General features: G+C 73.0%; 19 protein-coding genes and 3 pseudogenes. 7 read left to right on the top strand and 15 right to left on the bottom strand.

Features of this window, described 5'->3' with window-relative positions:
* The first annotated feature begins 111 nt into the window (after nt 1-111).
* Both DVA86_RS08715 and DVA86_RS08710 read left to right on the top strand, forming a co-directional pair.
* Nucleotides 112-1311 (top strand): AAA family ATPase, encoded by a 1200-nt coding sequence (locus tag DVA86_RS08715; RefSeq protein ID WP_208877126.1) that lies wholly within the window; start codon nt 112-114, stop codon nt 1309-1311.
* A 20-nt stretch (nt 1312-1331) separates the two neighbouring features.
* Nucleotides 1332-3020 (top strand): VWA domain-containing protein, encoded by a 1689-nt coding sequence (locus DVA86_RS08710; RefSeq protein WP_208877125.1) that lies wholly within the window; start codon nt 1332-1334, stop codon nt 3018-3020.
* A 98-nt stretch (nt 3021-3118) separates the two neighbouring features.
* Here DVA86_RS08710 and DVA86_RS08705 read toward each other — a convergent pair.
* Nucleotides 3119-3616, bottom strand: a pseudogene (locus DVA86_RS08705) (TetR/AcrR family transcriptional regulator); the annotation flags it as partial.
* Between DVA86_RS08705 and DVA86_RS35235 the strand changes: the two are divergent.
* A pseudogene (locus tag DVA86_RS35235) lies at nt 3614-3793 on the top strand (amidase family protein); the annotation flags it as partial. The pseudogenes DVA86_RS08705 and DVA86_RS35235 sit on opposite strands and share 3 nt — an antisense overlap.
* 264 nt (nt 3794-4057) lie before the next feature.
* Here the strand turns inward: DVA86_RS35235 and DVA86_RS08700 are convergent.
* The 13 genes from DVA86_RS08700 to DVA86_RS08640 form a co-directional block, all read right to left on the bottom strand.
* Entirely contained in the window at nt 4058-4963 is a 906-nt protein-coding gene (locus DVA86_RS08700) for an alpha/beta fold hydrolase (RefSeq protein ID WP_208877124.1), read from the bottom strand.
* Nucleotides 4964-5116: 153 nt separating this feature from the next.
* The gene (locus DVA86_RS08695) at nt 5117-5776 is read right to left on the bottom strand and encodes a response regulator (RefSeq protein WP_208877122.1); all 660 of its coding nucleotides are present in this window, start codon (nt 5774-5776) and stop codon (nt 5117-5119) included.
* Nucleotides 5773-6945: a sensor histidine kinase gene (locus tag DVA86_RS08690; protein ID WP_208877121.1), complete on the bottom strand. Its 1173-nt coding sequence runs from the start codon at nt 6943-6945 to the stop codon at nt 5773-5775. Before DVA86_RS08690 ends, DVA86_RS08695 begins: the two co-directional genes overlap by 4 nt.
* Complete coding sequence (locus tag DVA86_RS08685) at nt 6942-7775, bottom strand: CPBP family intramembrane glutamic endopeptidase (protein WP_208877116.1); 834 nt, start codon at nt 7773-7775, stop codon at nt 6942-6944. Before DVA86_RS08685 ends, DVA86_RS08690 begins: the two co-directional genes overlap by 4 nt.
* A 148-nt stretch (nt 7776-7923) precedes the next feature.
* Nucleotides 7924-8919 (bottom strand): aldehyde dehydrogenase family protein, encoded by a 996-nt coding sequence (locus tag DVA86_RS08680; RefSeq protein ID WP_245997566.1) that lies wholly within the window; start codon nt 8917-8919, stop codon nt 7924-7926.
* Nucleotide 8920: 1 nt separating this feature from the next.
* The gene (locus DVA86_RS08675) at nt 8921-10405 is read right to left on the bottom strand and encodes an aldehyde dehydrogenase family protein (RefSeq protein WP_208877114.1); all 1485 of its coding nucleotides are present in this window, start codon (nt 10403-10405) and stop codon (nt 8921-8923) included.
* Between the two features lie 4 nt (nt 10406-10409).
* Complete coding sequence (deoC, locus tag DVA86_RS08670) at nt 10410-11384, bottom strand: deoxyribose-phosphate aldolase (protein ID WP_222623303.1); 975 nt, start codon at nt 11382-11384, stop codon at nt 10410-10412.
* Complete coding sequence (locus tag DVA86_RS08665; RefSeq protein ID WP_208877113.1) at nt 11377-12387, bottom strand: ABC transporter permease; 1011 nt, start codon at nt 12385-12387, stop codon at nt 11377-11379. The genes deoC and DVA86_RS08665 overlap by 8 nt, the downstream gene beginning before the upstream one ends.
* The gene (locus tag DVA86_RS08660) at nt 12384-13937 is read right to left on the bottom strand and encodes a sugar ABC transporter ATP-binding protein (protein WP_208877112.1); all 1554 of its coding nucleotides are present in this window, start codon (nt 13935-13937) and stop codon (nt 12384-12386) included. Before DVA86_RS08660 ends, DVA86_RS08665 begins: the two co-directional genes overlap by 4 nt.
* On the bottom strand, nt 13934-14920 hold the full coding sequence (locus tag DVA86_RS08655; RefSeq protein WP_208877111.1) for a sugar-binding transcriptional regulator: 987 nt from the start codon (nt 14918-14920) through the stop codon (nt 13934-13936). The genes DVA86_RS08660 and DVA86_RS08655 overlap by 4 nt, the downstream gene beginning before the upstream one ends.
* 8 nt (nt 14921-14928) lie before the next feature.
* Nucleotides 14929-16431 carry an FGGY-family carbohydrate kinase gene (locus DVA86_RS08650; protein WP_208877109.1) on the bottom strand — a complete coding sequence of 501 codons (1503 nt, stop codon included), beginning with the start codon at nt 16429-16431 and terminating at the stop codon, nt 14929-14931.
* Nucleotides 16428-17492 carry a galactitol-1-phosphate 5-dehydrogenase gene (locus DVA86_RS08645; protein ID WP_222623302.1) on the bottom strand — a complete coding sequence of 355 codons (1065 nt, stop codon included), beginning with the start codon at nt 17490-17492 and terminating at the stop codon, nt 16428-16430. Before DVA86_RS08645 ends, DVA86_RS08650 begins: the two co-directional genes overlap by 4 nt.
* A gap of 74 nt (nt 17493-17566) precedes the next feature.
* Nucleotides 17567-18553: a substrate-binding domain-containing protein gene (locus tag DVA86_RS08640; protein WP_222623301.1), complete on the bottom strand. Its 987-nt coding sequence runs from the start codon at nt 18551-18553 to the stop codon at nt 17567-17569.
* Between the two features lie 312 nt (nt 18554-18865).
* Between DVA86_RS08640 and DVA86_RS08635 the strand changes: the two genes are divergently transcribed.
* The 3 genes from DVA86_RS08635 to DVA86_RS08625 all read left to right on the top strand — a co-directional run bounded on the left by DVA86_RS08635 (nt 18866) and on the right by DVA86_RS08625 (nt 23819).
* Nucleotides 18866-21175, top strand: coding sequence for a hypothetical protein (locus DVA86_RS08635; RefSeq protein WP_208877105.1), 2310 nt, complete (start codon nt 18866-18868; stop codon nt 21173-21175).
* 242 nt (nt 21176-21417) lie between these two features.
* Nucleotides 21418-22353, top strand: coding sequence for an arginase family protein (locus DVA86_RS08630; protein WP_208877104.1), 936 nt, complete (start codon nt 21418-21420; stop codon nt 22351-22353).
* Complete coding sequence (locus DVA86_RS08625) at nt 22350-23819, top strand: sodium:solute symporter family transporter (RefSeq protein ID WP_208877103.1); 1470 nt, start codon at nt 22350-22352, stop codon at nt 23817-23819. The genes DVA86_RS08630 and DVA86_RS08625 overlap by 4 nt, the downstream gene beginning before the upstream one ends.
* Here the strand turns inward: DVA86_RS08625 and DVA86_RS08620 are convergent.
* Nucleotides 23789-25297 carry a PucR family transcriptional regulator gene (locus DVA86_RS08620; RefSeq protein ID WP_208877101.1) on the bottom strand — a complete coding sequence of 503 codons (1509 nt, stop codon included), beginning with the start codon at nt 25295-25297 and terminating at the stop codon, nt 23789-23791. The two genes, DVA86_RS08625 and DVA86_RS08620, sit on opposite strands and share 31 nt — an antisense overlap.
* 52 nt (nt 25298-25349) lie before the next feature.
* Between DVA86_RS08620 and DVA86_RS08615 the strand changes: the two are divergent.
* Nucleotides 25350-25838 (top strand): annotated as a pseudogene (locus DVA86_RS08615) (Lrp/AsnC family transcriptional regulator); the annotation flags it as partial.
* Between the last annotated feature and the right edge of the window lie 216 nt (nt 25839-26054).

The raw sequence follows: 26054 nt of genomic DNA, 5'->3' as shown, positions 1-26054 counted from the left end.
CGGCCGGCGACGTGCAGGGGGCCCGCGGGGCCTTCCGGACTCCGCGTTATGTTGCTCGGGCACAGGGTCGTCTCGCCGGCCCGGCAGGGCGGCGCGGGCAAGGGGTGGGATATGGGCGCACAGGACGCGGAGGACACGGCCCGGAGGCTGCGGGCCATCTGCGACGAGCTGTCGGACCGGTTCCATGAACGGGCCGACGTGGTGCGGACGCTGGTGGTGACGCTGCTGGCGGGACAGCACTCGCTGGTGCTGGGCCCGCCCGGAACGGCGAAGTCCGAGATGGCGCGGGAGCTCACGGGCCGGGTCGAGGGGGCGTCGTACTGGGAGATCCTCCTGTCCAAGTTCACCGCGCCGACAAGGATGTTCGGTCCCGTCGACGTCGCGGCGCTGGCTCGGGGCGAGTACCGGCAGGTCTACGAGGGCCGGGCCACGACCGCGCACGTCGCGTTCATCGACGAGATTTTCAAGTGCTCCACGGCGGCACTGAACGAGACGCTGGGCTTCCTCAACGAGCGGATCTACCACCCCGAGAGCGGCGGCGAGCCGATCCGCTGCCCCCTCATCGGCGCCATCACCGCGAGCAACGAGCTGCCCAGCGGGGAGGATTCGGCCGCCATCTACGACCGGCTGCTGGTGCGGATCGAGGTCGGTTACCTGACTGACCCCTCGAACTTCGCCCAGCTGGTCCGTTCCGCCGTCAGCCGCCCTGCGGCACCGGCGCGTACCACCGTCGAACTGGCCGCGCTGCGGCACGCCGTGACAGAGGCCGTCCCGGCCGTCGACGTACCCGACGTGATCGTGGACGCCGTGTGCACGCTGCGGGCCGCCCTGCGCCGCAAGGAACTCGTCGCCTCCGACCGCCGCTGGCGCCAGTCCGTGGGCCTGCTCCAGGCGTCCGCGTACCTCGACGGCCGCCCGGCGGTCGCCGAGTCCGACCTGTCGATGCTGACGCACGTGCTGTGGGACTCCCCGGCTCAGCGCCCCACCGTCGAACGCGAGGTGCTGCACCTGGTCAACCCCGACGTCAAGGAGGCGCTCGATCTGGCCGACACCCTCGCGGAGCTGGAGGCCCAACTCGACGCCATGGCCGGGCAGTCCCGCGAGGCGCTGAGCGAGTGGGTCATCAAGAAGGCGCACAACAAGCTCGCCATGGCGGGCAAGCGGCTGGAGAAGCTGCGCGAGGAGGCGGCGGCCGCGGGCCGCTCCACCGCCGCCATCGACCGGGTCACCGGCCGCCAGCGCGCCGTACGCGCCCGCGTGCTCACCGAGGCACTCGGCGTGGACGCGAGCATGGTGCAGGCCCAGCCCTGAACTCCGGAGGGAGCGGGACCGTGGACGGGACACCGAGCACGCTCAACGAGCTGGCGAACCGCACCGGCAAGTGGCTCGGCATGTCCGCCGCCGCCTCCGGGCGGCACACCGCGGCCGTGGTCGCGGACCGGTTCGAGCAGATTGCGTGGCGCGACACGTACGCGCAGTCGGCCGGACTGCGCGAGCTGGCCGAGGAGTTGAGCGGGCGGTACGGGACCGGGCCCGGGGCCGGGGCCGGGACGAGGACCGGGCCCGGGGCGGACGGCGGCCCGACCGGCGGCCGGCCGACCGACGACCTGCTGGCCGACGCGTTCCTGGCCGCGTACAAGGTCGCCCTCCGGCTGCGCGAGCCCGGGGAGATGGACCACTCGCGGCTGTTCAACCACCAGGTCGTCAGCTCGCTGGTGGAGTCGCCCGAGTTCGCCGAGCTGCGCCGGGAGACGGCAGGCGACCCGTACGCCGCCGCCATGGCCGTACTCGCCCAGGCCCCCGCGCTGCGCCGGATGCTGGACCACTCACGGGACGCCCGGGAACGGGCCGAGCAGGCGAAGCAGGCCAGGCACGGCGCCGAAGGCGCCGCGACCGCCGTGGGCGAGGCGCTCCAGCAGGCCGCCGCCGGGGCCGACGAGGCGGGCACCGTACCGGCCCCGGCGGCGGACGCCGTACAGCGGGCGGTCGAGACCGCGGAGGCCGCCGAAGCCGCCGCACGCCAAGCCGCCGAGGGCGCCGCGCAGGCCCTCGCGGCGGCGGCCCCCGGCGTGGCGGCGGGGGCGCGGAGCGCGGCGGCGAAGGCCGCCAAGGGCGCGCGGGAGGAGGCCGCGCTGATGCGGGCGTGGGGCGTCGGCGCCGGCGAGCTGGAGCGGATGGCGTTCGACGAGCGCGCCCGGCTCGCTGAACGGCTGCGCACCGGCCGGCTCGCGCAGTGGGCCGAACTGATCGGCCGCTTCCGGCAGATGGCCAGCGGCGAGCGCGCCCGTAAGGTGGAGAACGCGACCGGGGAACTGGTCGACGTCACGCTCGGCGACGACCTGTCCCGCGTGATCCCCTCCGAGCTGGCCAACCTCGGACTGCCCGAACTGCGCGCGGTGTTCGCCGCGCGCTACGCCGCCGGGGAGCTGATGCTCTACGACAGCCAGGGCGAGCAGACCACCGGCCAGGGCGCCGTCATCGCGTGCGTGGACACCTCGCACTCCATGTACACGGAGGGGCCCGGCGGGGTCAGCCGGGAGGCGTGGGCCAAGGGGTGCGCCCTGGCGCTGCTGGACCAGGCCCGCCACGCCGAACGCGACTTCGTCGGCATCCTGTTCTCCGCCGCCGGCAAGATCCAGGTCTTCCGCTTTCCGGCCGGGCAGCCCGCCGGGATCGCCCGGACCCTGGACTTCGCGGAGACCTTCCTCGGCGGCGGCACCAGCTACCAGACACCCCTGACCGCTGCCGCCGAACTGCTGGAGGAGGAGTTCAACGACGCCGCCCGCACGCGCGGAGACATCGTGATGCTCACGGACGACGAGTGCGACGTCACCGAGAAGTGGATGCGCGGCTGGCAGGAGGCCAAACACCGGCTGGGCTTCCGCGTCTTCGGCGTGGCCATCGGCGCCCCGCCCGCGGCCGAGGCCGGCTCGGTCCTGGACGCGCTGTGCGACAACCTCCGCTCCGTCGAGGACTTCACCGACGTCCACGCCGCCGCCGACCTCTTCCGGGTGATCTGACCCGGCGGCCATTCCCGGTCAACGACGGCGCCGTTCAGGGACGTTGCCGGTCAACGACGGCGCCGTTCAGGGACGTTGCCGGTCCACGACGGCGCCGGTCACGGACGTTGCCGGTCCACGATGCCCTCGACGATCCTCAGCAGCCGGTCCCCCGCCCGGTCGATGCTTCCGTTCTGGTTGCTGACCTGCGCGCCCTCCAGTACGAACGTGATCTCCGCCGCGGCCTGCTCCGGGTCCGGCAGCCCGGCCGCGGCGCACATGCCGACCAGCCGGCGGGTCTGGAGCGCCTTGTGCTCCTCGATCACCTGCCGTGCGGGATGGGCGGGGTCGGGCAGTTCGGCGAGGGAGTTGATGAACGGGCAGCCCCGGTGTGAGATCTCCGGCAGCCCCCCGGCGATGAAGCGGGCCAGGCCCAGGATCTGCTCCCGTGGCCGCCCGGGGTGTTCGGCCTCGACCCGGTCGAAGGCCGCCTGGTAGTCGGCGGCGAGGATCCGCAGCCACTCCGCGACGAGCGCGTCCTTCGTCTCGAAGTGCCGGTAGATCGCCATCTTGGTGGTCTCGGCCCGTTCGGCGATCGTCTGGACGCCCACCCGCCGGGCAACGTGGCGGGCACGCCCGCCATGTCCGTACCGGTGACGGCCGACGCGGGTACGGGGCTTCCGATCGGCATGCAGTTCGCCGCGGGCTAAGGTCGGGAAGACCGTCTGTTCCGCCTCGCCGGTCGACTCGAACGGGCCGCCCCGTGGTCGTCCCGTACCCCCACGGTCTGGGCGGCCCCGGCCACGATGTGCGTGCGTCGGGCCCAGCACGGTGACCCGCCACCCCCAGCCCGTCCGGCGCTTGAGGACGGCCCCCGGCCACGATGCGCGTGTGCCGGGCCCAGCACAGTGACCTGCTACCGGCGGTGGCCGCCCCGGTCCGTCCTCAAACGCCGGACGGGCCTGAAATGACGCCCGTACGCCGAGCCCCGCACAGCGACCCGCTACCGGCCGTGGCCACCCCGGTCCGTCCTCAAACGCCGGACGGGCTTGACGGCGTCAGGCCGTGGCGCGGGCCACGACTCGCTGCGTGGCCTTCGCCGCGACGTCAGGCCGGTCCAGATAGATGTGGTGGCCGCTCTTCGCCGCCGTGCTCAGCTTGCTGCGGCTGGAGATCGCGAGCCACTTCCGCTGGCCTTCGGACCACGCCCGCTCCAGACCCGGTCCGTGCTCGGGCACGGCCTCCAGGTACTTCTCCCCGTGCTGGATCACCTCCACCGGAATGTCCCCGGCCGAACGGACCTCGCCGTCCTTGATCACAAGCTTCTCCGGGTTGTTCCCCGCGGCGATCGCGAGGAACTGCTTCCGCAGGTCGCCCGCCGGACCGGTGGCGGTTTCGGGGACCTCGCGGGTGACGTCGGCGCTCTGGGTCGGGGAGGTGGCGTCCATCAGGACCAGGCCCTTGACCTTGTCCTGGTGGTCGGGGGCGTACCGGGCGGCGAGCAGCCCGCCCAGGGAGTGCCCCGCCAGGACGACCGGGGCGTCGGCGGCGACCTGCTCGAGTACGGCGGTGAGCACCTTGCCGCTGCTCTCGACGGTCTGGGGCCCGGCGGGCTTGTCGCTGGCGCCCGCGCCGAGGCGGTCGTACGAGCAGACCCGGTTCTTCTTGCTCAGGGTCTTCTGGAAACCGGCCATCTTCTTCACGCTGTCGCCTCCCCCGTGCATCAGGACGACGACCGGCGCGCCGTCGGCCGCGGGGCCCGAGCAGGACACGTTCACCGAGCTGCCGCCGACGTCGAGCTTCTGGGCCCCGTCCGGAAGGGCCCCCTCGCCCTTCTGCGCGGTGGCGGAGGTGGAGGGTTTCGCGTCGGAGTCCGAGGACGAATCCTCGCAGCCGACGAGTCCCGCGCCGGCCACGGTGCAGCACAGCGCGAGTACGGCGGAAGTCCGGGTCTTGCGGTTCATGATGTGTCCTCCTACAGGGGTAATTGACAGGCGCGAAAAGGGATTTCGCGCATGGGGATTCGCCGTGACGGCGCGGTTTCGGGCACACGGGTGCCGTGCCGCTTACGCGGTGGGCTTACGTGTGGTGTGGTGTCGGGCGGCCGTGCCGCTACGTCAGGTGACCAGGCCCTGGCGGTAGGCGTAGACGACGGCCTGGACGCGGTCGCGTAGTTCGAGCTTGCTGAGGATGCGGGACACGAAGGTCTTGACGGTCTCCTGGCTGATCCAGAGTGTCGCGGCGATCTCGCTGTTGGAGCGGCCGTCCGCGATGAGGCGGAGGACCTCCAGTTCGCGAGGGGTGAGGGGGATGTCGTCCGGGGAGTCCTCGGTGGGCCGGATGCGGGCGGCGTATCTGCCCACGAGCTGGCGCGTCACCTCGGGGTCGAGCAGTGCCGCGCCCATGGCCACCGTGCGGATGCCGTGCAGCAGTTGGGCGGGCGGCGCGTCCTTGAGCAGGAACCCGCTCGCTCCCGCGCGCAGCGCCTGGTAGACGTACTCGTCCAGGTTGAACGTCGTCACGACGAGCACCTTGACGGGATGCTCCACCCCGGCGCCGGCCAGCAGGCGGGTGGCCTCGATGCCGTCGAGCACCGGCATGCGTACGTCCATCACCACGACGTCCGGGTGCAGCCGGCCGGCGAGGTCGACGGCGGCCTGCCCGTCGCCGCACTCGCCCGCCACCTCGAGGTCGGGCTGGGCGTCGATGATCGTCACCAGCCCGGTGCGGACCAGCACTTGGTCGTCGCAGACGAGGACCCGGGTCGGCGCGGTCACGACAGGCTCCTCCCGGGGATGCGCGCGTGTACGACGAAGCCGCCGCCCGTACGCCGGCCCGCGCTGAAGTCGCCGCCCAGGACGTGTACGCGTTCGCGGAGCCCGGCGAGGCCGCGCCCGCTCCCGCCGGGGGAACCGGCCCGCGCGCCGGAACCGTCCGTGCTGACCTCGACGGTGATCTCCCGTACGCCGTGCCGCACCAGGACCGAAGTGCGGCTGCCGTGTGCGTACTTGAGCGCGTTCGTCAGGGATTCCTGTACGACCCGGTACGCCACGAGGTCGGCGCTGCCCGTCGACTCCGCCGGTGTGCCCTCCTCGGTGAACTCCACCTGCTGCCCGGCCCGGCGCGTCTGCTCCACGAGCGTGTGCAGCCGGCCGATGGAAGGCGTCCTGTCCTCGCTGCCGTAGTCGGGGTTGAGCAGGTCGAGCAGGTGCCGCAGGTCGGTGATGGCGCGCCGGCCGGTGTCGGTGACCGTGGTCAGGGTCTGGTCGAGGCGGTCGGGCGCGGCGGTCAGATAGCGGGCCGCTTCGGCCTGTACGACCATCGCCGTCACGTGGTGGGTCACGACGTCGTGCAACTCGCGGGCGATGCGGGCGCGTTCGGCCGTACGGGTGTCCTCGGCGACGCGGCGGCGGCGGTCGGCCTCGGCGGCCCGGTTGGAGCGCAGCCACGTGCCGATGCCCCACGCGAGGCACGTCGCCAGATAGAACGTGACGAACCCGCCCGCGGACTCGCCCGAACCGAGGTGCAGGAGCGCGGCCACCAGGGGCACGTACGCCACGGTGAGCAGGAGCGCGGTAAGGCGCCGGTGCCGTTCCAGCTTGGCCCCCACCGCGACCAGTGCGATGGGCAGCGCGGTGCCCGCGAACGAGTGGTAGCCGCGGAGCTGGTCGACGGCGAAGCCGGCCGACACCAGGACGAGGCAGATGACCGGCCACCGCCGGCACACGGCGATCGGGAGCCCTTGGAGGGCGACGGCCGCGATGGCCAGCGCGTCGAAGGGGCGGTGCGGTACGCCGCCGAGCATCGTCCCCTGGCTCTGGAACACGGGCAGCAGCGAGCCTACGGAGAGCACCAGCGCGACGGCGTACCCGACGGCGGTGTCGAACCGGCGCCACAGGACCGGGATCCGCTGCCACAGCTCCGGAATCCGGCGAAGAGTGCTCACTGGGGAATCTTAGTCGTGGCGTCCACACGGTCGGCGCGGCGGCGGGGCACCACGTAACCGCGCCTGCGGGCCAGCCACATGAACCCGACCGTCGCCAGCAGGCCGAACAGCACCGAGTACAGGCTGCCTTCCGGGCCGAAGTCGCCGCCGGTGACCGCTGCCGGGCCCGAGGTGGTGGACTCCAGCAGGCCCTCCGGGGTCTCGTTGCCGGAGACCTCGGTGCTGAAGATGCCGCCCGCGGCGAAGTTCCAGCCGAAGTGCAGGCCGATCGGCAGCCACAGGCTGCGGGTGGCGACGTACGCGGCGCCGAGCATGCCGCCGGCCTCGATCGCGATGGCGATGGCGCCCCACAGGCTGGCGTTCGGGTTGAGGAGGTGGGACATGCCGAACAGCGTGCCGGTCAGGGACAGCGCGATCCACGTGCCGGTCCATCCCTCGATGATCCGGAACAGCACGCCGCGGTACAGCAGTTCCTCCGTCACGGCGGCGGCCGCCATGAAGCCGAGCAGCCCCACCGCGCCCGACGGTGAGCCGAGGCCGTCGACTTCGTAGTCCCCGAGGAAGGCGATGTTCGCGATGACGAAACCGAACCCGCCGGCGCCGATGAGCGCGCCCCGGCCGAGCGCGGACTCGGCGCCGTCCCGGGCCAGTTCCGTGACCGGGCGGTGCTCGGTCCGCCCCACCACCCAGGCGTAGACGAGCACCGACAGCACGGCCGTGGGGACGCCGAGCGCGAACGTGACCCACGGGTTCCCCTCCACCGCGGCGACACCCTGGCCGCCCACGAAAGCGACCGCCGCAACGGCCAAGAGCTGCCATACCAGCCTCATCAAGACTCCTCCGCCAGGTTCCGCGGCCGGAGCGCCGCGGTCCGCCGAACGCTACGGATCGGGCGGAGCGGAATCGTCACCAGTCCGGGGGCACCTGTGTGTAGCTCTCACGGGGGACAGGCCGGCGTACGGGAAGCGCGATGTCCGCTTACGTCCCGACCGGGTGCCAGTACGTCTTCGTCTCCAGGAACGGGGTGACGCGGGCGAGCCCGGGGAGCGCCGCCCAGTCGGGCGAGGGCTGGGGCCGCAGGACGCGCTTGAGCGTGGCCGCCGCGGCCCGCTCCAGTTCGGTGGCCGACTCCCCCGCGCCGGCCAGGTCCAGGGCGTTGACGTCCGCGTGCGAGGCGAGGGGCGGGGCGAGTTCGGAGAGCCGGCCGCTGAGGATGTTGACGACGCCGCCGGGCAGATCGGAGGTGGCGAGGGCCTCCGCCAGCGTGACGGCGGGCAGGGGGGCGTGCTCGGCGGCGACCACCACGGCCGTGTTGCCGGAGGCGACGACCGGGGCGAGGACCGACACGAGCCCCAGCAGCGGGGAGCCGGCGGGGGCGAGGACGGCGACGACGCCGGTGGGCTCCGGCACGGAATGGTTGTCGTACGGCCCCGATACGGCGTTGGCGCCGCCCACGACCTGGGCGATCTTGTCCGTCCAGCCCGCGTAGTACACCCACCGGTCGACGGCCGCCGCGACCACGTCCTCGGCCGCGGCGCGGTCGAGGCCCTGGGCGTCGGCGGTCTCCCGTACGAACTGGCCGCGGCGGCCCTCGATCATCTCGGCCACGCGGTAGAGGATCTGCCCCCGGTTGTACGCGCTGCGGGCCGCCCACGGCCCGAAGGCCCGCCGGGCCGCGACGACGGCGTCGCGGGCGTCCTTGCGGGAGGCGAGCGCGGCGTTGGCGAGCGGGGCGCCGTCGGCTGTGGTCACGGGATAGCTCCTGCCCGACTCGGATCGAGGGAACGCGCCGCCCACGTACAGCTTGTACGTCTTGCGGACCGCCAGCCGTACGGGCGCGGGCGGGGGTTGGGGCGTGCTGCCGCCGTGCCCGGACTTCTGCCCGGACTTCTGCCCGGACTTCTGCTCGGACTTCTGCTCGGACTTCTGCTCGGACTTCTGCTCGGACTTCTGCTCGGACTTCTGCTCGGATATCTCAGACATCGAGGTATGCCTCCAGGCCGTGGCGTCCGCCCTCGCGTCCGTAGCCGGACTCGCGATAGCCGCCGAAGGGGCTGGCGGGGTCGAAGTTGTTGAAGGTGTTGGACCAGATCACGCCGGCGCGCAGCCGGCTGGCGGTCCACAGCATCCGGCTGCCCTTCTCCGTCCAGACGCCGGCGGAGAGTCCGTACGGCGTGTTGTTCGCCTTCTCGACCGCCTCCTGCGGGGTGCGGAAGGTGAGGACGGACAGCACGGGGCCGAAGATCTCCTCGCGGGCGATGCGGTGCGCCTGGGTCACTCCGGTGAAGACGGTCGGCGCGAACCAGTAGCCGCGGGCGGGGAGTTCGCAGTCGGGGGACCACGCCTCGCCGCCCTCGTCGCGGCCGGTCTGGGCGAGCGCGCGGATACGGGCGAGCTGTGCGGCGGAGTTGATGGCGCCGACGTCGGTGTTCTTGTCGAGGGGGTCGCCGAGCCGCAGCCGGGAGACGCGTTCGCGGAGCCGGTGCAGGACGTCGTCCGCGACGGACTCCTGGACCAGCAGCCGCGAGCCGGCGCAACACACCTGCCCCTGGTTGAAGAAGATGCCGCTCACGATCCCCTCGACGGCCTGGTCGAGGGCGGCGTCGTCGTAGACGATGTTGGCGCCCTTGCCGCCGAGTTCGAGGGTGAGCTTCCTGGGCGTGCCCGCGACGGCGCGGGCGATCTCGCGGCCGACGTCGGTGGACCCGGTGAAGGCGACCTTGTCGGTGCCGGGGTGGGCGACGAGGGCGCGACCGGTGCCGGAGGCTCCGGTGACGATGTTGACGACACCCGGGGGCAGTTCGGCCTCCTGGCAGATCTCGGCGAACAGGAGCGCGGTGAGCGGTGTGGTCTCGGCCGGCTTCAGGACGACGGTGTTGCCGGCGGCGAGCGCGGGGGCGATCTTCCAGGCGAGCATCAGGAGCGGGAAGTTCCACGGGATGATCTGTGCGGCGACGCCCAGCGGCCGCGGGTACGGGCCGCTGCCGGTGCCGCTGCCTGTGCCGTCCGCCGGGTGCGGCCCGCGGACGCCGTGGGCGAGCTTGTCGGCCCAGCCCGCGTAGTAGAAGAAGTGCGCGGCGGCCTGCGGGATGTCGAAGTCCCGGGTCTCCCTGATCGGCTTGCCGTTGTCGAGGGACTCCAGCACGGCGATCTCGCGTGCGCGCTCCTGGATGATCCGGCTGATGCGGAACAGGTACTTCCCGCGTTCGGTGCCGGTCGTACGGGACCACCGGCCGTCGTACGCGCGGCGGGCGGCGGCGACGGCGCGGTCCACGTCCGCGTCGCCGGCCACGGACACCTCGGCCAGGGGCTGTTCGTCGGCCGGGTTGAGGGTGGTCAGCGTCTGCTCGGCCGGTTCGGTGAACTCGCCGTCGATGAACAGCCCGTACGCGGGCCGCAGCGAGACCACGGCCCGTGATTCGGGCGCGGGCGCGTACGTGAAGGGGTTCTGGTCGGGCATGCGCTCAGTCCAGGGTGTAGTAGTCGGGGCCGGAGTAGGTTCCGGTCGTGAGCCTGGTGCGCTGCATCAGCAGGTCGTTGAGCAGGCTGGAGGCACCGATCCGGAACCACGCCGGATCGAGCCAGTCCGGCCCTGCGGTCTCGTTGACCAGCACCAGGAGGCGGAGCGCGTCCTTGGCCGTACGGATGCCGCCCGCGGGTTTGACGCCGACCTGGCGGCCGGTCGCGGCGCGGAAGTCGCGTACGGCCTCCAGCATGACCAGGGTGACGGGCAGCGTCGCGGCGGGCGCGACCTTGCCCGTGGAGGTCTTGATGAAGTCGGCGCCGGCCCGCATCGCGAGCCAGGAGGCGCGGCGGACGTTGTCGTACGTCTCCAGCTCGCCGGTCTCCAGGATCACCTTGAGGTGGGCGGCGCCGCCCCCGGGCCGCGCGCACGCCTCCTTGACCGCCGCGATCTCGTCGTGGACCTTGCGGTAGTCGCCGGCCAGGAAGGCGCCGCGGTCGATCACCATGTCGATCTCGTCGGCGCCGTCGGCGACGGCCTGGCGGGTGTCGAGGAGCTTCACTTCGAGCGGCGCCCGGCCTGCGGGGAAGGCCGTGGCGACCGAGGCGACGCCGACGCCGCTGCCGCGCAGGGCGCGTACGGCGACGCCGACCAGGTCGGGGTAGACGCAGACGGCGGCGGCGTGCGGCACGGAGCGGTCGGCCGGGTCGGGCCGCCGGGCCTTCGCGGCCAGCGCCCGTACCTTGCCGGGGGTGTCGGCGCCCTCCAGCGTCGTCAGGTCGACCATGCGGATGGCCAGGTCGATGCCCTGCGCCTTGGCGGTGGTCTTGATGGAGCGGGTGGCCAGGCCGGCGGCGCGGGCGCGCGCCCCCACCTCGTCGACGCCGGGGAGGCCGTGCAGGGCGGCGCGCAGCGACGCGTTGCTGAGGGAGGCGTCCACGGCGGGTGCCGGGGTCGCGGTGTTGTCGTCAGGCACGGGAACCCCGCTTCTCCATCAGCATGTTGAGGATCAGCGCGACGACCAGGATCAGTCCGGTGACGACCATCTGGAAGAACGAGCCGAGGCCCATGAGATTGCACAGGTTGCGCAGGACGGACAGCAGCAGGATCGCCACGAACGTGCCCATGACGCCGCCGCGCCCGCCGAACAGGTTGGTGCCGCCGAGGACGACGGCCGCGATGGCGTCGAGTTCGAGCCCGTTGAACGCGGTGGGCTGCCCGATGGTGAGCCGGGAGGTCAGCAGCACGCCGGCCAGGGCGGACAGGGCGCCGGAGATGACGAAGACGGCGGTGATCACACCCCGTACGGGCAGCCCGGAGAGCCGCGCGGCCTCCTTGTTGCTGCCGACGGCGTAGATGTACTCGCCGAACGTCGTGCCGCGCAGCACCAGGGCCGCCGCGATGGCGACGCCGACGAAGATCAGGCCGACGATCGGCACGTAGCCGATGAAGCCGCCGCCGAGGAGCCGGAACGCCTCGGGGCTGCTGCCGCCGACCGGTTCGCCGTCCGAGAGGAGGTACGTGAGTCCGCGGATGGCGGTGAGCCCGGCGAGGGTCGTCATGAACGCGGGCAGCGACAGATACGCCGACAGCCCGCCCATCACCGCCCCGAACGCGGCGCCCGCGGCCAGGCTGGCGGCTATGGCCAGGACGAAGTGGACGTCCTTGTCGATGAGCAGGGCGACGGTCATCCCGCCGAAGGCGGCGACGCTGCCGACCGACAGGTCGATGCCGGCGGTGAGGATGACCATGGTCATCCCGATGGCTACGATGCCGGTCAGTGCCGACTGCTGGAACAGGTTCGACATGTTGCGCGTCGTCAGGAACTCCGGGGCGAGGAAGCTCGCCACGGTGCACAGCGCGAGGAAGACGAGCACCAGGTTGAACTTGACGATGAGGTCCGCGCCCCGCGGCCGGCGCCGTCGGGTGTCGGCGGCGGCAGCAGCGACCGGCTCTGCTCCCGTGGAGGTCGTGGTCATGATGCGGCTCCGTTGGCGGGTGTCCGGCGGGTCCGGTGGGTCTCTCCGGTGATGACGGTGTGCGCGATGGTGTGCTCGTCGGTCGTACGCGGGTCGTAGCAGGCCGCGTTGCGTCCTTCGTGGAGCACCCATACGCGGTCGGCGTTGGCGGTCAGCTCGTTCAGCTCGCTGCTGGCGAGCAGCACGGCCACGCCCTGGTCGGCGAGTTGGCGCACCTGGCGGTACAGGTCGGCCTTCGCTCCGACGTCGAGGCCGCGGGTGGGCTCGTCGAGGAGCAGGACCCGTACGCCGCCCTTGGCGATCCACTTGGCGAGGACGACCTTCTGCTGGTTGCCGCCCGACAGCTTCCCCACCGGCTGGTCGGCGGAGGCGTACCGGACGCCCAGGTCGGCGAGTACGGGTGTGCCGCGGCTGCGTCCGGTGGCGCGGGGGCGGAGCCAGGGCGGCCGGCCGTGTGCGGTGATGGCGGCGTTGCGGGTGACGGACAGGCCGAGCATCAGCCCCTGCTCCTTGCGGCTCTCGGGTACGAGCGCGAGCCCGGCGCGTACGGCCGCGGCGGGGCTGCCCGTACGGAGTTCGGCGCCGTCGAGCCGCGCTGACACCGCCGCCCTGGTGTCCCCGAACAGCGCCCTGAGCAGGGTCGTACGGCCGGCCCCGCCCAGTCCGGCGAGCCCGGCGATCTCCCCGGCCCGTACGTCGATGCCGCGGACGTCGATCAGCCCGGGGCTGTGCACCCGCCGGATCTCCAGCAGCGGGGGGCCTTCGGGGCGTGGCCGGCCGGTGGGGTGCACGAGTTCGCGCGACTCGCCGATCATGGCGGCGACCAGTTCGTCGGCGCCGGTGGTGGCGAGGTCGTACACGCCGATCGAGCGCCCGTCGCGCATCACGGTGGCGCGGTCGCCGATCTCCGTCACCTCGTCCATGCGGTGCGTGATGTAGATGACGGAGCGGCCCTCGGCGGTGAGCGAGCGGATCACGTCGAACACCTTGTGCAGGTCGCTCTCGCCGAGCGTGGCGGAGGGCTCGTCCATGACGATGACGCGCGCGTCCATGGTGAGCGCCTTGGCGATCGCGGTGAGCTGCTGTGCGGCGATCGGCAGGTCCCGTACGGGTGTGGTGACCGGGAAGTCGCTGCCGACCCGTTCGACGGCGGCGCGGGCGAGCTCGGCGCGGCGCTTCTTCCGTACGAACGGGCCGTACGCGGGCGCGTGTCCGAGCAGGAGGTTCTGCGCGACGGTGAGATCGGGGATGAGGTCGAGCTCCTGGTAGATGACCGCGATGCCGGCGGCCATGCCGGCCTGCGGGTCCCCGAGGCGGACGGGCTCGCCGTCGAGGCGTATCTCGCCCTCGTCCGGGCGTATGGACCCGGCGAGGATCTTCATCAGCGTGCTCTTGCCGGCGCCGTTCTCACCGAGCAGGCAGTGGGTCTCGCCGGGGCGGACGGTCAGCTCGGCGTGGTCGTTGGCGAGGGTGCCGGGGAAGCGCTTGACGATCCCGCGCATGCTGAGGCGCGGCACTCCCCCGCCTCCGCGGCCCGTGTCCGCGCTCATGCCCGCCCCCTTCCCGCGCGCAGCTCGTCGCAGGAGGCGGGGTCGAGCAGGTGGGACGCGGTGTGGTCGTCGGTGACGAGCGTGTTGCACAGGCCGCTGGAGACGACGGCCGCGCACACGGCGTGCTTGGCGGTGCCGGAGACGACCGCCACGGACACCGGGCGGCTGCGCAGGGCGTCCAGCGGCAGGCCGAGCGTACGGTCGTCCAGCCGCTTGTCGACGATCCCCCCGCGAGCGTCGATGAAGCGGCCGACGACGTCCCCGACGGCGCCCGCGTCGGCGAGCTCCTTGAGTTCGCCGGCGCCGAGGTAGCCGGAACCGACCAGCACGGAGTCGCTGCCGATGGCGCCGGGGCTGAACAGGACGGTGTCCGCCTCGGCGGCCTGCGCGAGCACGTCGCCGACCGCGCTGTCCTGCTCCAGGGCGCGCCGGGTCGTCTCCTGCTCCACGATGGACGGGGCGGGCAGCACGGACAGGGTGCCCTCGCCGAGGTGGGCGATGCGGCTCGCCAAGTCCTGCGCGGAGCTGGGGGTGTGGGACCGGGTGAGGCCGCCGTTGATCTGCACGACGTGCACTCCGTGGGCCCATCCGGAGCTGAGGCTGCGGGCGAGCAGGTCCATGGTGCGGCCCCAGGAGACGCCGAGCAGCCGGGGTGAGGGGCTCAGCCGGGCGAGGTAGTCGGCTCCGGCCTCGGCGACGCGGGCCCGCAGCTCCTCCTCGTCCTCGGTGCGGCCCCGCGCCACCACCACGGCGTCGCGCAGACCGGTGGCGTCCTGGAGGCGCTCCTCGAGGCCGCGCACGCGGGACTTGGGGTGGACGACCTGTATCCGTACGAGTCCGGCCTTCCGCGCGTCGGCCAGCAGCCGGCCGACCTTCCAGCGGGTGAAGTGCAGCGTCTCGCCGATCTGCTCCTGCGTCAGCTCCTGCTCGTAGTACATGGAGGCGACCTGGTAGAGGAGGGCCTCGTCCTCGGTGGGATGCATCTCGCTCCTTACTGGACGGGTGCGCTGAGCCGGTGCGCGACCTCGCGGGTGGCGGCGGTCGCGGCGCGGTAGTCGGCGTAACCCTGCTCGTAGACCCGGTGGTGGGCCTCGTCCGGCTCGACGACGCGTACGTCGGGGGCGAACCCGGCGGCGGCCTCGGCGAGCGAACCGGCCTGGCCGGCGCCGGCCGCCGCGATCACCGCGCACGCGCGGAGCGTCAGGTTGTCGCCCTCGACCAGCCGCAGCGGGCGGCCGAGCACGTCGGCGGTCGTACGCAGCCACAGCGGGTTGTGCCGGATGCCGCCGGACACGTACACCTCCTCGACGGGCACTCCCCCGTCGACGAAGGACTCCAGCACCTGCCGGGTGCCGTACGCGACGCCCTCGGCCGCCGCGCGGTACACCTCCTCGGGGCGGGTGCCGAGGGTCAGGCCGAGTACGGCGCCGCGCAGCCGCGGGTCACGGAGCGGGGTGCGGTTGCCCATGAAGTAGTCCAGGACCAGCAGTCCGTGCTCGCGCGGCGGCAGCTCCGCCGCGTCCTTGATCAGGGCGGGCAGTTCGGCGCGGGGGCGGCCGAGCAGCTGTTCGCCGGCCCACTTCAGTACGGAGCCGGAGCTGACCTGGCCCCCCTCGACGAGCCAGCGGCCGGGGTTCAGCGCCTCGGGGTACGGGCCCCAGACCGTCCGCGGGTACACCGGGTCCTCGATCTCCGTGACGAACGCGGTGGACGTACCCGAGACCACGGACACCCGGCCCGTACGGGCGCCGCCGATGGCGAGCAGCGACAGATGGGCGTCGATGCCTCCGGCGGCGACCAGCGCGGGTCCGGCGATGCCCAGTTCACCGCGTGCCTCGGCGCTGAGCGGCGCGACCGGCTCGCCCACGGGGACGATGCGTTCGGGCAGCTTGTCGCGCAGGCCGGGGACGCCGAACCGCTCGTAGAGGTCGTCGGGGAGGCCTGCGCCGAGCGGGTCGTAGTTCCACTTGCAGACGGCGTTCATCTGCGAGCCGGTCCACTCGCCGGTCAGCCGCCAGACGAGATAGTCGACGGCCTCGGTGATGTGCCGGGCGGCGCGGTAGTTCTCCGGCTCGTTCCCGGCTAGCCACATGGCCTTCGGTACGAGCCATTCGACGGCGTCGGAGCCACCCGCGTAGGCGAGTACGGGGTGCTCGACCTCGGCGGTGGCCGCCGACTCCGCCGCCGCGCGGCTGTCCATCCAGAGCAGCGCGGGGCGCAGCGGGCGGCCCGCGCCGTCGAGCACCGCGACGGTGGAGGCGGTGGTGGCCACGGCGACGCCTGCGACGGCGGGCCCGCCCGCTTCGGCGAGCGCGCCCCTGGTCGCGGCCACCACGGCACGCCACCAGTCCTCGGGGTCCTGCTCGGCCCAGCCGGGGCGGGGGAACGAGATCGGGTACCCGCTCTCGCCCTGGCCGAGCGTGCGGCCGTCCGGCGCGTACACGGCGACGCGCGCGCTTTCCGTACCGAGGTCGATGGCCAGGAGGGCGGTCATGGGCGGTCTCCGTTCGGCAGGAAGAGCACCTTGGAGCTGAACACGGACCGCTCACCGAGCTGCCGCATGGTGCCAGCCACGTCCTCGAGGCCCAGCTCGTGCGTGATCATGAACTTCCACTGGAGCCTCCCCTCGGACATGGCGCGCACCGCCACGCGCCACTCGTCCCCGGGGAAGGGGGCGGAGAACGAGTTCCAGGCGCCGTAGAGAGTGACCTCGCGGCGGAGGAACGTGCTGAACGTCTTCTTCGGCAGCTGCACCGGATCGTGCGGGATGCCGATGAAGACGGCGTGGCCGTGCCGGGCGGCCAGTGTCACGGCCTGGTCGGCGGTGGCGGGCGCGCCCGCGGACTCGATGACCACGTCGTAGCCGGCGCCCGCCAGCCCGCGAGCCTGCTCGGGGCTGGTGGCGGTGTGGGTGGCACCGGCCTCCAGCGCCATGGCCGCCTTCTGCTCGCTCACATCGACCGACAGCACTTCGCTCGCGCCCTGGAGCAGCGCCCACTGGATGGCGAACAGCCCGATCGGACCGGCGCCGATCACGGCGACGCGGTGGCCGGCGCGCAGCTTCGTACGCCAGATGGCGTGCAGGGCGATGGCTGCGGGGTCGAGCATCGCGGCCGCCCGCGGGTCCAGGTCGGCGGGCAGCACCAGCAGGTTGCCCTCGGGCACCGCCACGTACTCGGCGTACGCGCCGGGCCGCCGGCTGCCGAAGTAGTCGTAGTCCTCGCAGAGGCTGAACTCGCCCCGTACGCAGGACGCGCAGTGCCGGCACGGCACCAGCGGCGGTACGGCCACCAGGTCGCCGACCGCGACCGTGCCGGCCGCGGCGACCTCGGAGCCCAGCGCCCGTACGTGGCCGGAGAACTCGTGTCCGCAGATCAGCGGCAGGTCGTACGCGACACCGGGCTGGAGCATCCGCGGAATGTCGGAACCGCAGACGCCGCAGGCGGCGACGGCCACCAGCACCTCGCGGGGGCCGGGTTCCGGCACCGGCACCTGCTCGAGCCGGATGTCACCCGGCGCGTGCAGCACGGCGGCTCGCATGGTCTTCGGCGTCATCGTGTCCTCTTCTTCCGTTTCTTTCCTGCGCCGGCGGGGGTTCGGGCCGCCGGCCTGGCCGCGCGGCCGTGCGGTCACGGCTTGCTCGCGGGCGCGAACGTGGTCGAGCCGGTGAACTCCCCGGCGTTGCCCTGGTCGACGGGCTCGGTCCCGGCGTCGACGTTGCCGTTGACCTTCTTGCCGCGCGCGACGTCCGTGGCGGTCTTGACGGCCGTACTGCCGAGCGAGATCGGGTCGTTGAGGGCGGTGGCGACGTACGGGCCGCCCTTGTCGATCGCCTTGACGGCCTCCATCAGCCCGTCGACTCCGGCGACCTTCACGTCCGTACGGCCGTTCTCCTTGAGCACCTGGAGGGCGCCGAGCGCCATGTCGTCGTTGTGCGCGTAGACGACCTTGGCGTCCGGGTTGGTCTGCAGCAGGTCCTGCATGGCGGTGACGGCCTTGGACCGGATGTAGTCGCAGTACGGGCCGGCCACGATCTTGATTCCCGGCTTGCCCTCGACGGCCTTGTGGAAGCCCTGGCTGCGGTCGCGGGCCACCGCGCCGCCGGCGTCGCCCTTGATCTCGATGATCTTGCCGCCCTTGGCACCGAGCTGCTCGGCGACCATCTCGCCCACGAGCGTGCCCATCTTCTTGTTGTCGCGGCCCACGTGCGCGTCGGCTCCCGACGGCACCGGACGGTCGACGGTCACCACGGGCACGCCCGCCGACTCGGCGGCTGCCATCCCGGCCTTGGCGCCCTTCGGGTCCACGGGGTTGACCAGCAGCACGTCGACGTCGCGGGTGATGAGGTCCTGGATGTCGTCGTTCTGCTGGGTCACCTCGCCGCCCGCGTCGGCGAAATAGAGCTTGGCCCCGGCCTTCTTGGCGGCCTTCTCGACTCCCGAGTGCAGCTGCACGTAGAAGGGCGACTGCTGCGTGGCCTGGCTGAAGCCGATGGTCAGCGAGCCATCGGACTTCTTGCGCTCACCGGAGTCGCCGCCGGGTGTGGTCGACACGGAGCACGCCGCGAGCGCCAAGGGGACGGATATGGCGACAGCGGTGCTGAAAATGCGCTTCATACGCATATGGACCTCCAGAAGTGGCCTTGGCGACGGACAGTAGGGCCGAAATCAAGCCACTAGCAACGGGTGCGCATTTTTTTGCTCACGTGAGCAGAGCCCCGAACTCAAGGTTCCTTTTCGGCCACGTACGGTGACGCCGCGGCTTTCTTTGGTCTAGGCCTGGACGGGTGTGCGCGGCGGTGGGAGCTTCCAGGCGTGTCGGTTTCTGTCAGTTGCTGTCGGAGTCGCCGTGGATGCCGCCGCGGGAACCGACACGGCTCAACCGGGACCGGCCCATCGCATTCCGCCCTGAATCGAGAGGACTCCGGCATGTGGCAACCACCCCCCACCGCACGCACGGCCAGACCCGCCGCGGCCCTGGGCGTCGCCGCTCTCGCGCTCGCCCTCGCGCTGGGTACCGCGCCCGCCGCCACCCCGGGCGCCGCCGCCGCCGCGCCGCCCACGCCCGCACCCGCCGACGCCGGGGAGCGGGCCGCCGCCGACCCCACGGCCCGTACGGCCTCCACCGCCGCCCGTACGGTCACGCTGGTCACCGGTGACCGGGTGACCCTCCTCGGCGACGGGGACCGGCCCGGCGTGGCGTTCGACCCGCGGGCGGGCGACCGTACCGGCGAACGGGCGGACGGCGACGGCCGGTTCGTGACGCGGTACGAGGACGGCGACGCGTACGTCATCCCGGCGGACGCGCTCCCGTACCTCGGACGCGCCCTCGACCCGGCCCTGTTCAACGTCTCCGCACTCGTACGCGCGGGTCTGACCACCACGCCGATACGCGCCGAGGGCGGCAGCGCGCCGCGCCCCGGGCCAGCGTTCGGCGCGGCCCTGGCGAAGCAGGCCGCGGCGGACGCGGCACACGGCGGCACGGGCGGCGGAACGCTGTTCGGCGGCGTCACCTCCGTCGGCCTCGACGCGCCCGCCGACTCCCGTACGGACGCGGCGCGTTCGGGCCCGCGTACGGCCGACTCCCGTACGCCCGGCCCCCGTACGGCCGCGGCGCCCCGCGCCGCCGACCCCCTCGCCCGCGTCACCGTCACCGGCGCGGACGGCGCACCCGTTCCCTCCGGGACGCTGAGCCTGGTCAACGTGGACGACTCCACCGTCTTCCGCAACACCGACCTGCCCGTCGAGAACGGCGTGGCCGAGGCCAACGTCCCGCCCGGCCACTACACCGCGTTCGGCGTCTTCCAGGAGTACGACGACGCGGGCGGCTCGGTCGCCGCGCGGCTGGCGAGCGTCGACTTCACCGTCCCCGAGGGCGACGGCGGGACGGATGCCGCCATCGACCTCGCGCAGGCGGACCGGCGCGTCGCGGTGAAGACCCCGCGCGAGGCCCACACCAGCGAGATCGTCCTCAACTACCGCCGCGACGACGCCAAGGGCGCCGCCGCCCTGGTGACTTCCTTCGGCGCCGCCCGCCCGGACTATCCGCTCTACGTCCAGCCCACCGGCGCCCCCGGCACGGGCGGCCTGCACTTCAACGTCCAGTACCACGGCGAGGCGCCCGCCTCCGCGCCCGAGCCCTACGGGTACGACCTCAAGTTCGACAACGCCGAAGGCATCGCCGAGGACCAGGAGTACGAGGCGACCGACGACCAGATCGCCACCCTCGAACTCCGGTACCACAGCGACAAGCCCGGCCGCACCGAGGGCAGCGCACGGCTGCTGCACCTCCCGTACGAGGACAGCGCCGGCGGCGTCTACCACGACGTCTCGGCACCGGCCGAGCGCACCGAGTACGTGGGCGGCTCACCCGGCCTGACGTACACCGACGCGCTGAAGGTCGACACCAACCGCTACGCGTCCGAGCCGCGCACCGTACGGCCCGGCACCACCACCCCGGTCGACTGGCTGCGCGGCCCGCTCCCGCCGGGGCTGAAGCGCCCCGCCCCGGACGCCGCCGCGGACGCGGACTGGGTGTGCACCAGCTGCCGCAGGGGCGACGACCTGTCCGTGCTGCTCTCCGAGATCACGGACTCCGACGGGCACTACTCCTGGCTGGCCGACGACGTACGCTCCTCGCACCTCGTACTGACCTCGGGCGACACCGTCCTCGAGGACCGGCAGAACGTGCTCGGGACCCTCCTCACCGTGCCGGAGGGCGAGGCCCCGTACAAGCTGGTCTACGACCAGACCAGGACCGGCACCTCCACCCGCCAGTCGCTCGTCACCCACACCGAGTGGACCTTCGACTCGGGCCGCCCGGCCAAGGGCACCGTGCCGGAGAGCTGGCGCTGCTACCGCGCGGACGGCGAGGTGGACACCGCCGAGGGCTGCGCCGCGCTCCCGCTGATCACCGCGGCGTACGAAGCGGGCGCCGCCCCGGACGGCACCGTGCCGGTCGGCGGGAACACCCTCGACGTCACCTTCGGCCACGCCCCCGGCACGGCGGATCCCCCGGCCGTCACCGGGGCCACCGTGGAGGTCTCGTTCGACGCGGGCGATTCCTGGACGGAGGCGACCACCACCGCCCGCGGCGACGGCCGCTACCACGCCGAATGGCAGACCCCGGCCCCCGCCGCGGGCAAGGACGTGGCCCTGCGCGTCTCCGCGACGGACGCGTCGGGCGCCACCCTCCACCAGACGGTGGAGGCCGCCTTCACGGTGACGGCGACGGACTGACCGACGGTCGCCCGGCCTTCCCCCTGCCTTCCCGCAGCGGGGAAGGCCCCGCCGCGCCCGGCCGGCGGTCGCGTCGATCGCCAGGTGGGCCAGTGGTGCGGGTCGGCGTTCGACATTCGGGCCGGGGGGTGGGAGAGGGTGCGGCGTGGAGCATGGGGCGCCACCCGATGAAGCGTGTTCGGCGGCCTTCGCGCAGTGGCGAAGCAGTGCGGCCCGCATGCCCCGAGCGCGCGAGGAGTCCCATGAACGCCCGCCCCCTCCGTCCCCGCACCGACCGCCGCTTCACCCTGCTCGGCGCCCCGTACGACGGCGCCGCCACCCTCGGCTGGCCCGGCAGCCGCTACGCGCCCGAGCGGATACGGGCCGCGATGAAGTGGATACTCCAGCGGCGCGAGGACGGGCAGGTGTACTGCCTCGACCACGCCGCGCTGCACCCCTTCCCCGAGGACCTGCTGGCGGACGCCGGGGACGTACGCACCGTCGCGCACGATCTGGAGGCCACGCTCGCCGGGGCCGCCGAGGGCGTACGGGACGTGCTCGCCGCCGGGCGTACGCCGGTGCTGCTCGGCGGTGACGACTGCCTGCTGTATCCCGTGGCCCGCGGCCTCGCCGAGACCACCGAGGGGACGGTCGCCGTCATCCATCTGGACGCCCATCTCGACCTGCTGGACCACAGCGAGCAGCAGGGCAGCCACAGCCATTCGTCGGGGATGCGCAGGGCGAGCGAGCTGGTGAACGTCGATGTGGCCGCGAGCGTCCAGCTGGCCTCACGTCACTTCAACTTCCCCTCGTCGCTGGCCTTCCGCGAGAAGGCGGGCCTGCGCAACATCCCGGCGGCCGAGATCCACCGGCGCGGTTCCGAGGCCGTCGCCGCCGACGTACTGGCCCATGTCGCCGCCGCGGACGCGGTGTTGCTGGCCTTCGACATCGACTGCGTCGACCCCGCGCACGCCCCGGGCGCGGGCGCGCACGAGCCGGGCGGGCTGACCTCGTTCCAGGCGCTCGACCTGGTGCAGCGCCTGGCGGCGTACACCGACGCACTGGTCCTCACCGAGGTCAACCCGCTGACCGATCTCAATGACCAGACCGCCAACCTGGCGGCCTACCTCGTCGCCCACTACGTCGTACACGGCGGCCTGGCCGGTCCTGGGCCCGAAGGCGCGGGTGCGCGGTCATGATCGACAAACTCATCATCGTGCTCTATCTGCTGCTGATGGTCGGCGCCGGTTACGTGGGTATGCGCCGCAGCCGTACATCCGAGGACTTCACGGTCGCCGGGCGGCGCCTCGGCCCGTTCATGTACACCTCCGCCATGAGCACCGTCGTGCTGGGCGCGGCGTCGACGGTCGGCGGCGTCAGCCTGGGCTACCAGTACGGGATCTCCGGCATGATGCTCGTCGTGTCGCTCGCGATCGGCATCGCCGCGATCGGCGTGTTCTTCGCGGGCCGGCTGTTCCGCAGCGGCGTCTACACCGTGCCCGCCGCCATCAGCCGCCGTTTCGGGCTGCGTTCGGGCCTGCTGAGCTCTCTCGTGGTGGTCTTCTACACGCTGATGGTCGGCGTCAGCCAGATCATCGGCATCGGCACGCTGCTCACGGTCGTCTTCGATGTCTCGCCCACCACGGCCGCGTTCATCGGCTGGGCCACGATCATGCTGTACAGCGTCGCCGGCGGCATGTGGTCGATCACGCTCACCGACGTGGTGCAGTTCCTCGTCAAGACCCTCGGGATCTTCGCCGTGCTGCTGCCGCTGGCGCTGCACAAGGCGGGTGGTCTGTCCGCCATGCGCGACGAGCTGCCCGGCAGCTTCTTCTCCCCCACGGGCATCGGTGTGGGCACGATCGGCGCGTACTTCCTGCTGTTCTTCTTCGGCTTCATGATCGACCAGGGGAACTGGCAGCGGCTGCTCACCGCGCGCTCCGAGAAGGTCGCCCGCTGGGGCGCGGTCGTCTCCGGCCTCTACTGCGCCCTGTACGGTCTCGCCGGCGCCCTCATCGGCACGGCCGCCCGCGTCCTGCTGCCCCAACTCGCCAACCCCGACGACGCGTACGCCCGTGCCGCCTCGCTCATCCTGCCGGTCGGCCTGTTCGGGCTGGTGATGGCCGCCGCGCTGGCCGCGGCCATGTCCACCGCCAGCGGGCTGCTGATCGGGGCGTCCACCGTCCTCACCAACGACGTGCTGCGGCCGCTGGGCGGCGGGCGGCTGAGCAGCGTACGGGCCAACCGGATCGCCCTGTTCGCCGTCGGGCTCGTCGCGCTGGCGGTCTCGTACGCGGTGGACAGCGTGGTCGGCGCGGTGACGCTGGCCGCGGACCTGCTGGCGGCGGCGCTGCTGGTGCCCGTCGTCGGGGCGCTGTTCTGGCGGCGGTCCACGACGGTCGCCGCGGTCGGCTCGATGCTCGCCGGCTCGGTGGTGTGCGTCGTGTTCATGGTGGTCTCCGGGCTGTACGCCAACGAGCCGGTCATGTACGGCATGGCCGCCGCCCTCGTCGTCTTCGTCCCCCTGAGCCTGCTCACGCGGCCCGATCCGGCCGTCGCCGGGCTGGAGTTCGAGGAGCTGCCGGACCGGGCGGCGGAGCACGGTACGGCGACAGAGCCGGCCGTACGGGCCGCTCAGCCCGTGCCGTCCTCCCGGAGCGCGTGAGCCTGGAGGGCCAGGGCCAGTTCGAGCCGTACGTACGCGGAGTCCAGGTCGCGGCCCAGGACCTGGCGTACGACGCCGAGGCGGTGGTGCAGGGTGTGCCGGTGGACGCCGAGTTCGGCGGAGGCCTGCGCCAGCGAGCCGTTGTGGTCGAGGAACGCGCGGACCGTGGCGATCAGCGGCACGCCCCGTTCCTCCTCGGCCCGGCGGAGCGGCTCGACCAGCCGGTCGAGGAGCAGGTCGGGCACCGACTGCTCCGCGGACCCCAGCAGCAGCTCGATCGCGCCGAGGTCGCGGATCAGCGTGACGTGCCGCCCCTCGCGCGCCCCGATGGCGAGCGCCTGCCGGGCCTGGCGCAGCCCTTGCGCCAGGCCCTCGGCGGACACCGACTCGCTCGCCCCGGCCGCCCCCGGGCAGGCGCGGGCGAGCGGCGAACCGGGGTCGCCGAGCGCCCCGAGCACATCGGCGGGGTGCGAGGTCAGCAGTACGGCCTCGCCGCGGTCGGTGTACGTGGCGAGCACCGGCGGCTCGTGGTCGGTGAGGGTGTCGTGCAGCCCGTCCGCGGGCGGCGCCCCGAGGACGATCACGGTGACGTCCCGCGGGTCGAGGCCCCACGAGGCGAGCAGCCGGGCGGCCGTCACGGCGTCCGCCCGGTCCCCCAGCGCCTCGCGCACCGCCTCGGCGCTCGCCCGGTGGCCCTCGGCCCGTGCTCTGCGGCGCTGTTCGAGGTCGTACGTGACGAGCGAGGCGGCGGCTGCGGCGACGGTGTAGTCGGGGCGGGCGAAGGGGGTGCCGCGCCACAGCAGCAGGCGCCCCCGTACGGTCCCGGCTCCCAGCGTGTGGCCGACGAGGTGGCCCCCGGCCTCCATGACGGAAAGCGACTGGCCCGCCCAGGTCAGCCCCGCCGCCGTACGCGCCGCCTCCGCCGCCGCGGTCTCCGGCGCCACGGCCAGCACCTCGTCCGCGGGCCCGACGACGGCCGCCCAGCCCCCGTACTCGCGCGCCAGCTCCCGCGTGATGCCGGGGACGGCGCCGCGCTCCAGCGCCGCGGCCGTCAGCCGCGGGTAGACGTGCAGGGCGCGCTGGAGCGCGGAGCGCTCCTCGGTCGCGATGCGGCTCGCCACGGCCTGGGCGAGCGCCACGAACGGGGTCGTGTACGGCACGGTCAGCACCGGCAGCCCGGTCTCCGCGCCGGCCCGTACGACCTCGGACGGCACCTCGGCGTAGACGAGGTCGACGGCGATCCCGATGCCCGCCGCCCCGGTCTCGGCGAGCCGCCGCGCCGTTCCGGCCACCGACTCGGGGCCGGGGTGCCCGATGCCGGTGACCAGCACGAACGAGCCCTCCTCCAGCCACGGCGTGGGGTCGGGCACCTCGCTCGCGTGCACCCAGCTGATGGTCCGGTCGAGCCCGGCCCCGCCCGCCGCCACCGTGAGCCCGAACTCCCGGCGCGCGACGAGTTCCCGCACGCTCAGCGGCATACGCAGGGCTCCTTCTGGCGGACGTGAGGCGAAGAGAGGTATCCACTACAACATGACGCACCAGCGCGTGACCCTCGACGACATCGACCGCAAGATCCTCTCGGCGCTCGTGGCCAACGCCAGGACGAGCTTCGTGGAGATCGGCCGGGAGGTCGATCTGTCACCGGCCGCCGTCAAGCGGCGGGTGGACCGGATGCGGGAGGCCGAGGTGATCACCGGGTTCACCACTCTCGTACGGCCCAGCGCCATCGGCTGGCGCACCGAGGCGTATGTCGAGGTGCACTGCGAGAGCGCGGCGCCGCCCCGCCGGCTGGCGGAGGTGGCCCGTACGTATCCCGAGGTCGTGGGCGCCATGACGGTCACCGGCGGGGCCGACGCGCTGCTGCACATCCGGGCCGCGGACATCGAGCACTTCGAGGAGGTGCTGGAACGCATCAGGGCGGAGCCGTTCGTGCACTGGACGAACAGCGTCATCGTGCTGAGCCACCTGCTGCCCGCCGGGGCCGGGGTGGGGGCCGTCGGCGCGGAGGCCGTCGCGGAGCGGGCGGACGGGGCGTCGGGCGCGGCGGAGGCGGTGGTGGAAGCGGAAGTGGAAGCGGAGGTGGAGGGACCGGAGCCGCCGGACACATCCGACGCAAAGAAGCGCCGCTGAGGCCGCCGAAGACGCAACATCCGTGCGCGAACGCGCAATCGCCGCTGCTTGTGGGCGTGACCTCGGCGTTCTTACCGTTGAGTGATCCCCCCATCCGGCGAAAGG

The organism is Streptomyces armeniacus (genome assembly GCF_003355155.1).
Lineage (GTDB): Bacteria > Actinomycetota > Actinomycetes > Streptomycetales > Streptomycetaceae > Streptomyces > Streptomyces armeniacus.
This window is presented reverse-complemented; position numbering and strand designations above follow the sequence as displayed.

Coding starts and splice junctions, on each gene's coding strand:
- DVA86_RS08645 (WP_222623302.1), bottom strand. CDS start 17,492: ATGACGCCGAAGACCATGCGAGCCGCCGTGCTGCACGCGCCGGGTGAC.
- DVA86_RS08640 (WP_222623301.1), bottom strand. CDS start 18,553: ATGAAGCGCATTTTCAGCACCGCTGTCGCCATATCCGTCCCCTTGGCG.
- DVA86_RS08635 (WP_208877105.1), top strand. CDS start 18,866: ATGTGGCAACCACCCCCCACCGCACGCACGGCCAGACCCGCCGCGGCC.
- DVA86_RS08655 (WP_208877111.1), bottom strand. CDS start 14,920: ATGCATCCCACCGAGGACGAGGCCCTCCTCTACCAGGTCGCCTCCATG.
- DVA86_RS08700 (WP_208877124.1), bottom strand. CDS start 4,963: ATGAACCGCAAGACCCGGACTTCCGCCGTACTCGCGCTGTGCTGCACC.
- DVA86_RS08650 (WP_208877109.1), bottom strand. CDS start 16,431: ATGACCGCCCTCCTGGCCATCGACCTCGGTACGGAAAGCGCGCGCGTC.
- DVA86_RS08675 (WP_208877114.1), bottom strand. CDS start 10,405: ATGCCCGACCAGAACCCCTTCACGTACGCGCCCGCGCCCGAATCACGG.
- DVA86_RS08630 (WP_208877104.1), top strand. CDS start 21,418: ATGAACGCCCGCCCCCTCCGTCCCCGCACCGACCGCCGCTTCACCCTG.
- DVA86_RS08625 (WP_208877103.1), top strand. CDS start 22,350: ATGATCGACAAACTCATCATCGTGCTCTATCTGCTGCTGATGGTCGGC.
- DVA86_RS08665 (WP_208877113.1), bottom strand. CDS start 12,387: ATGACCACGACCTCCACGGGAGCAGAGCCGGTCGCTGCTGCCGCCGCC.
- DVA86_RS08660 (WP_208877112.1), bottom strand. CDS start 13,937: ATGAGCGCGGACACGGGCCGCGGAGGCGGGGGAGTGCCGCGCCTCAGC.
- DVA86_RS08620 (WP_208877101.1), bottom strand. CDS start 25,297: ATGCCGCTGAGCGTGCGGGAACTCGTCGCGCGCCGGGAGTTCGGGCTC.
- DVA86_RS08685 (WP_208877116.1), bottom strand. CDS start 7,775: ATGAGGCTGGTATGGCAGCTCTTGGCCGTTGCGGCGGTCGCTTTCGTG.
- DVA86_RS08715 (WP_208877126.1), top strand. CDS start 112: ATGGGCGCACAGGACGCGGAGGACACGGCCCGGAGGCTGCGGGCCATC.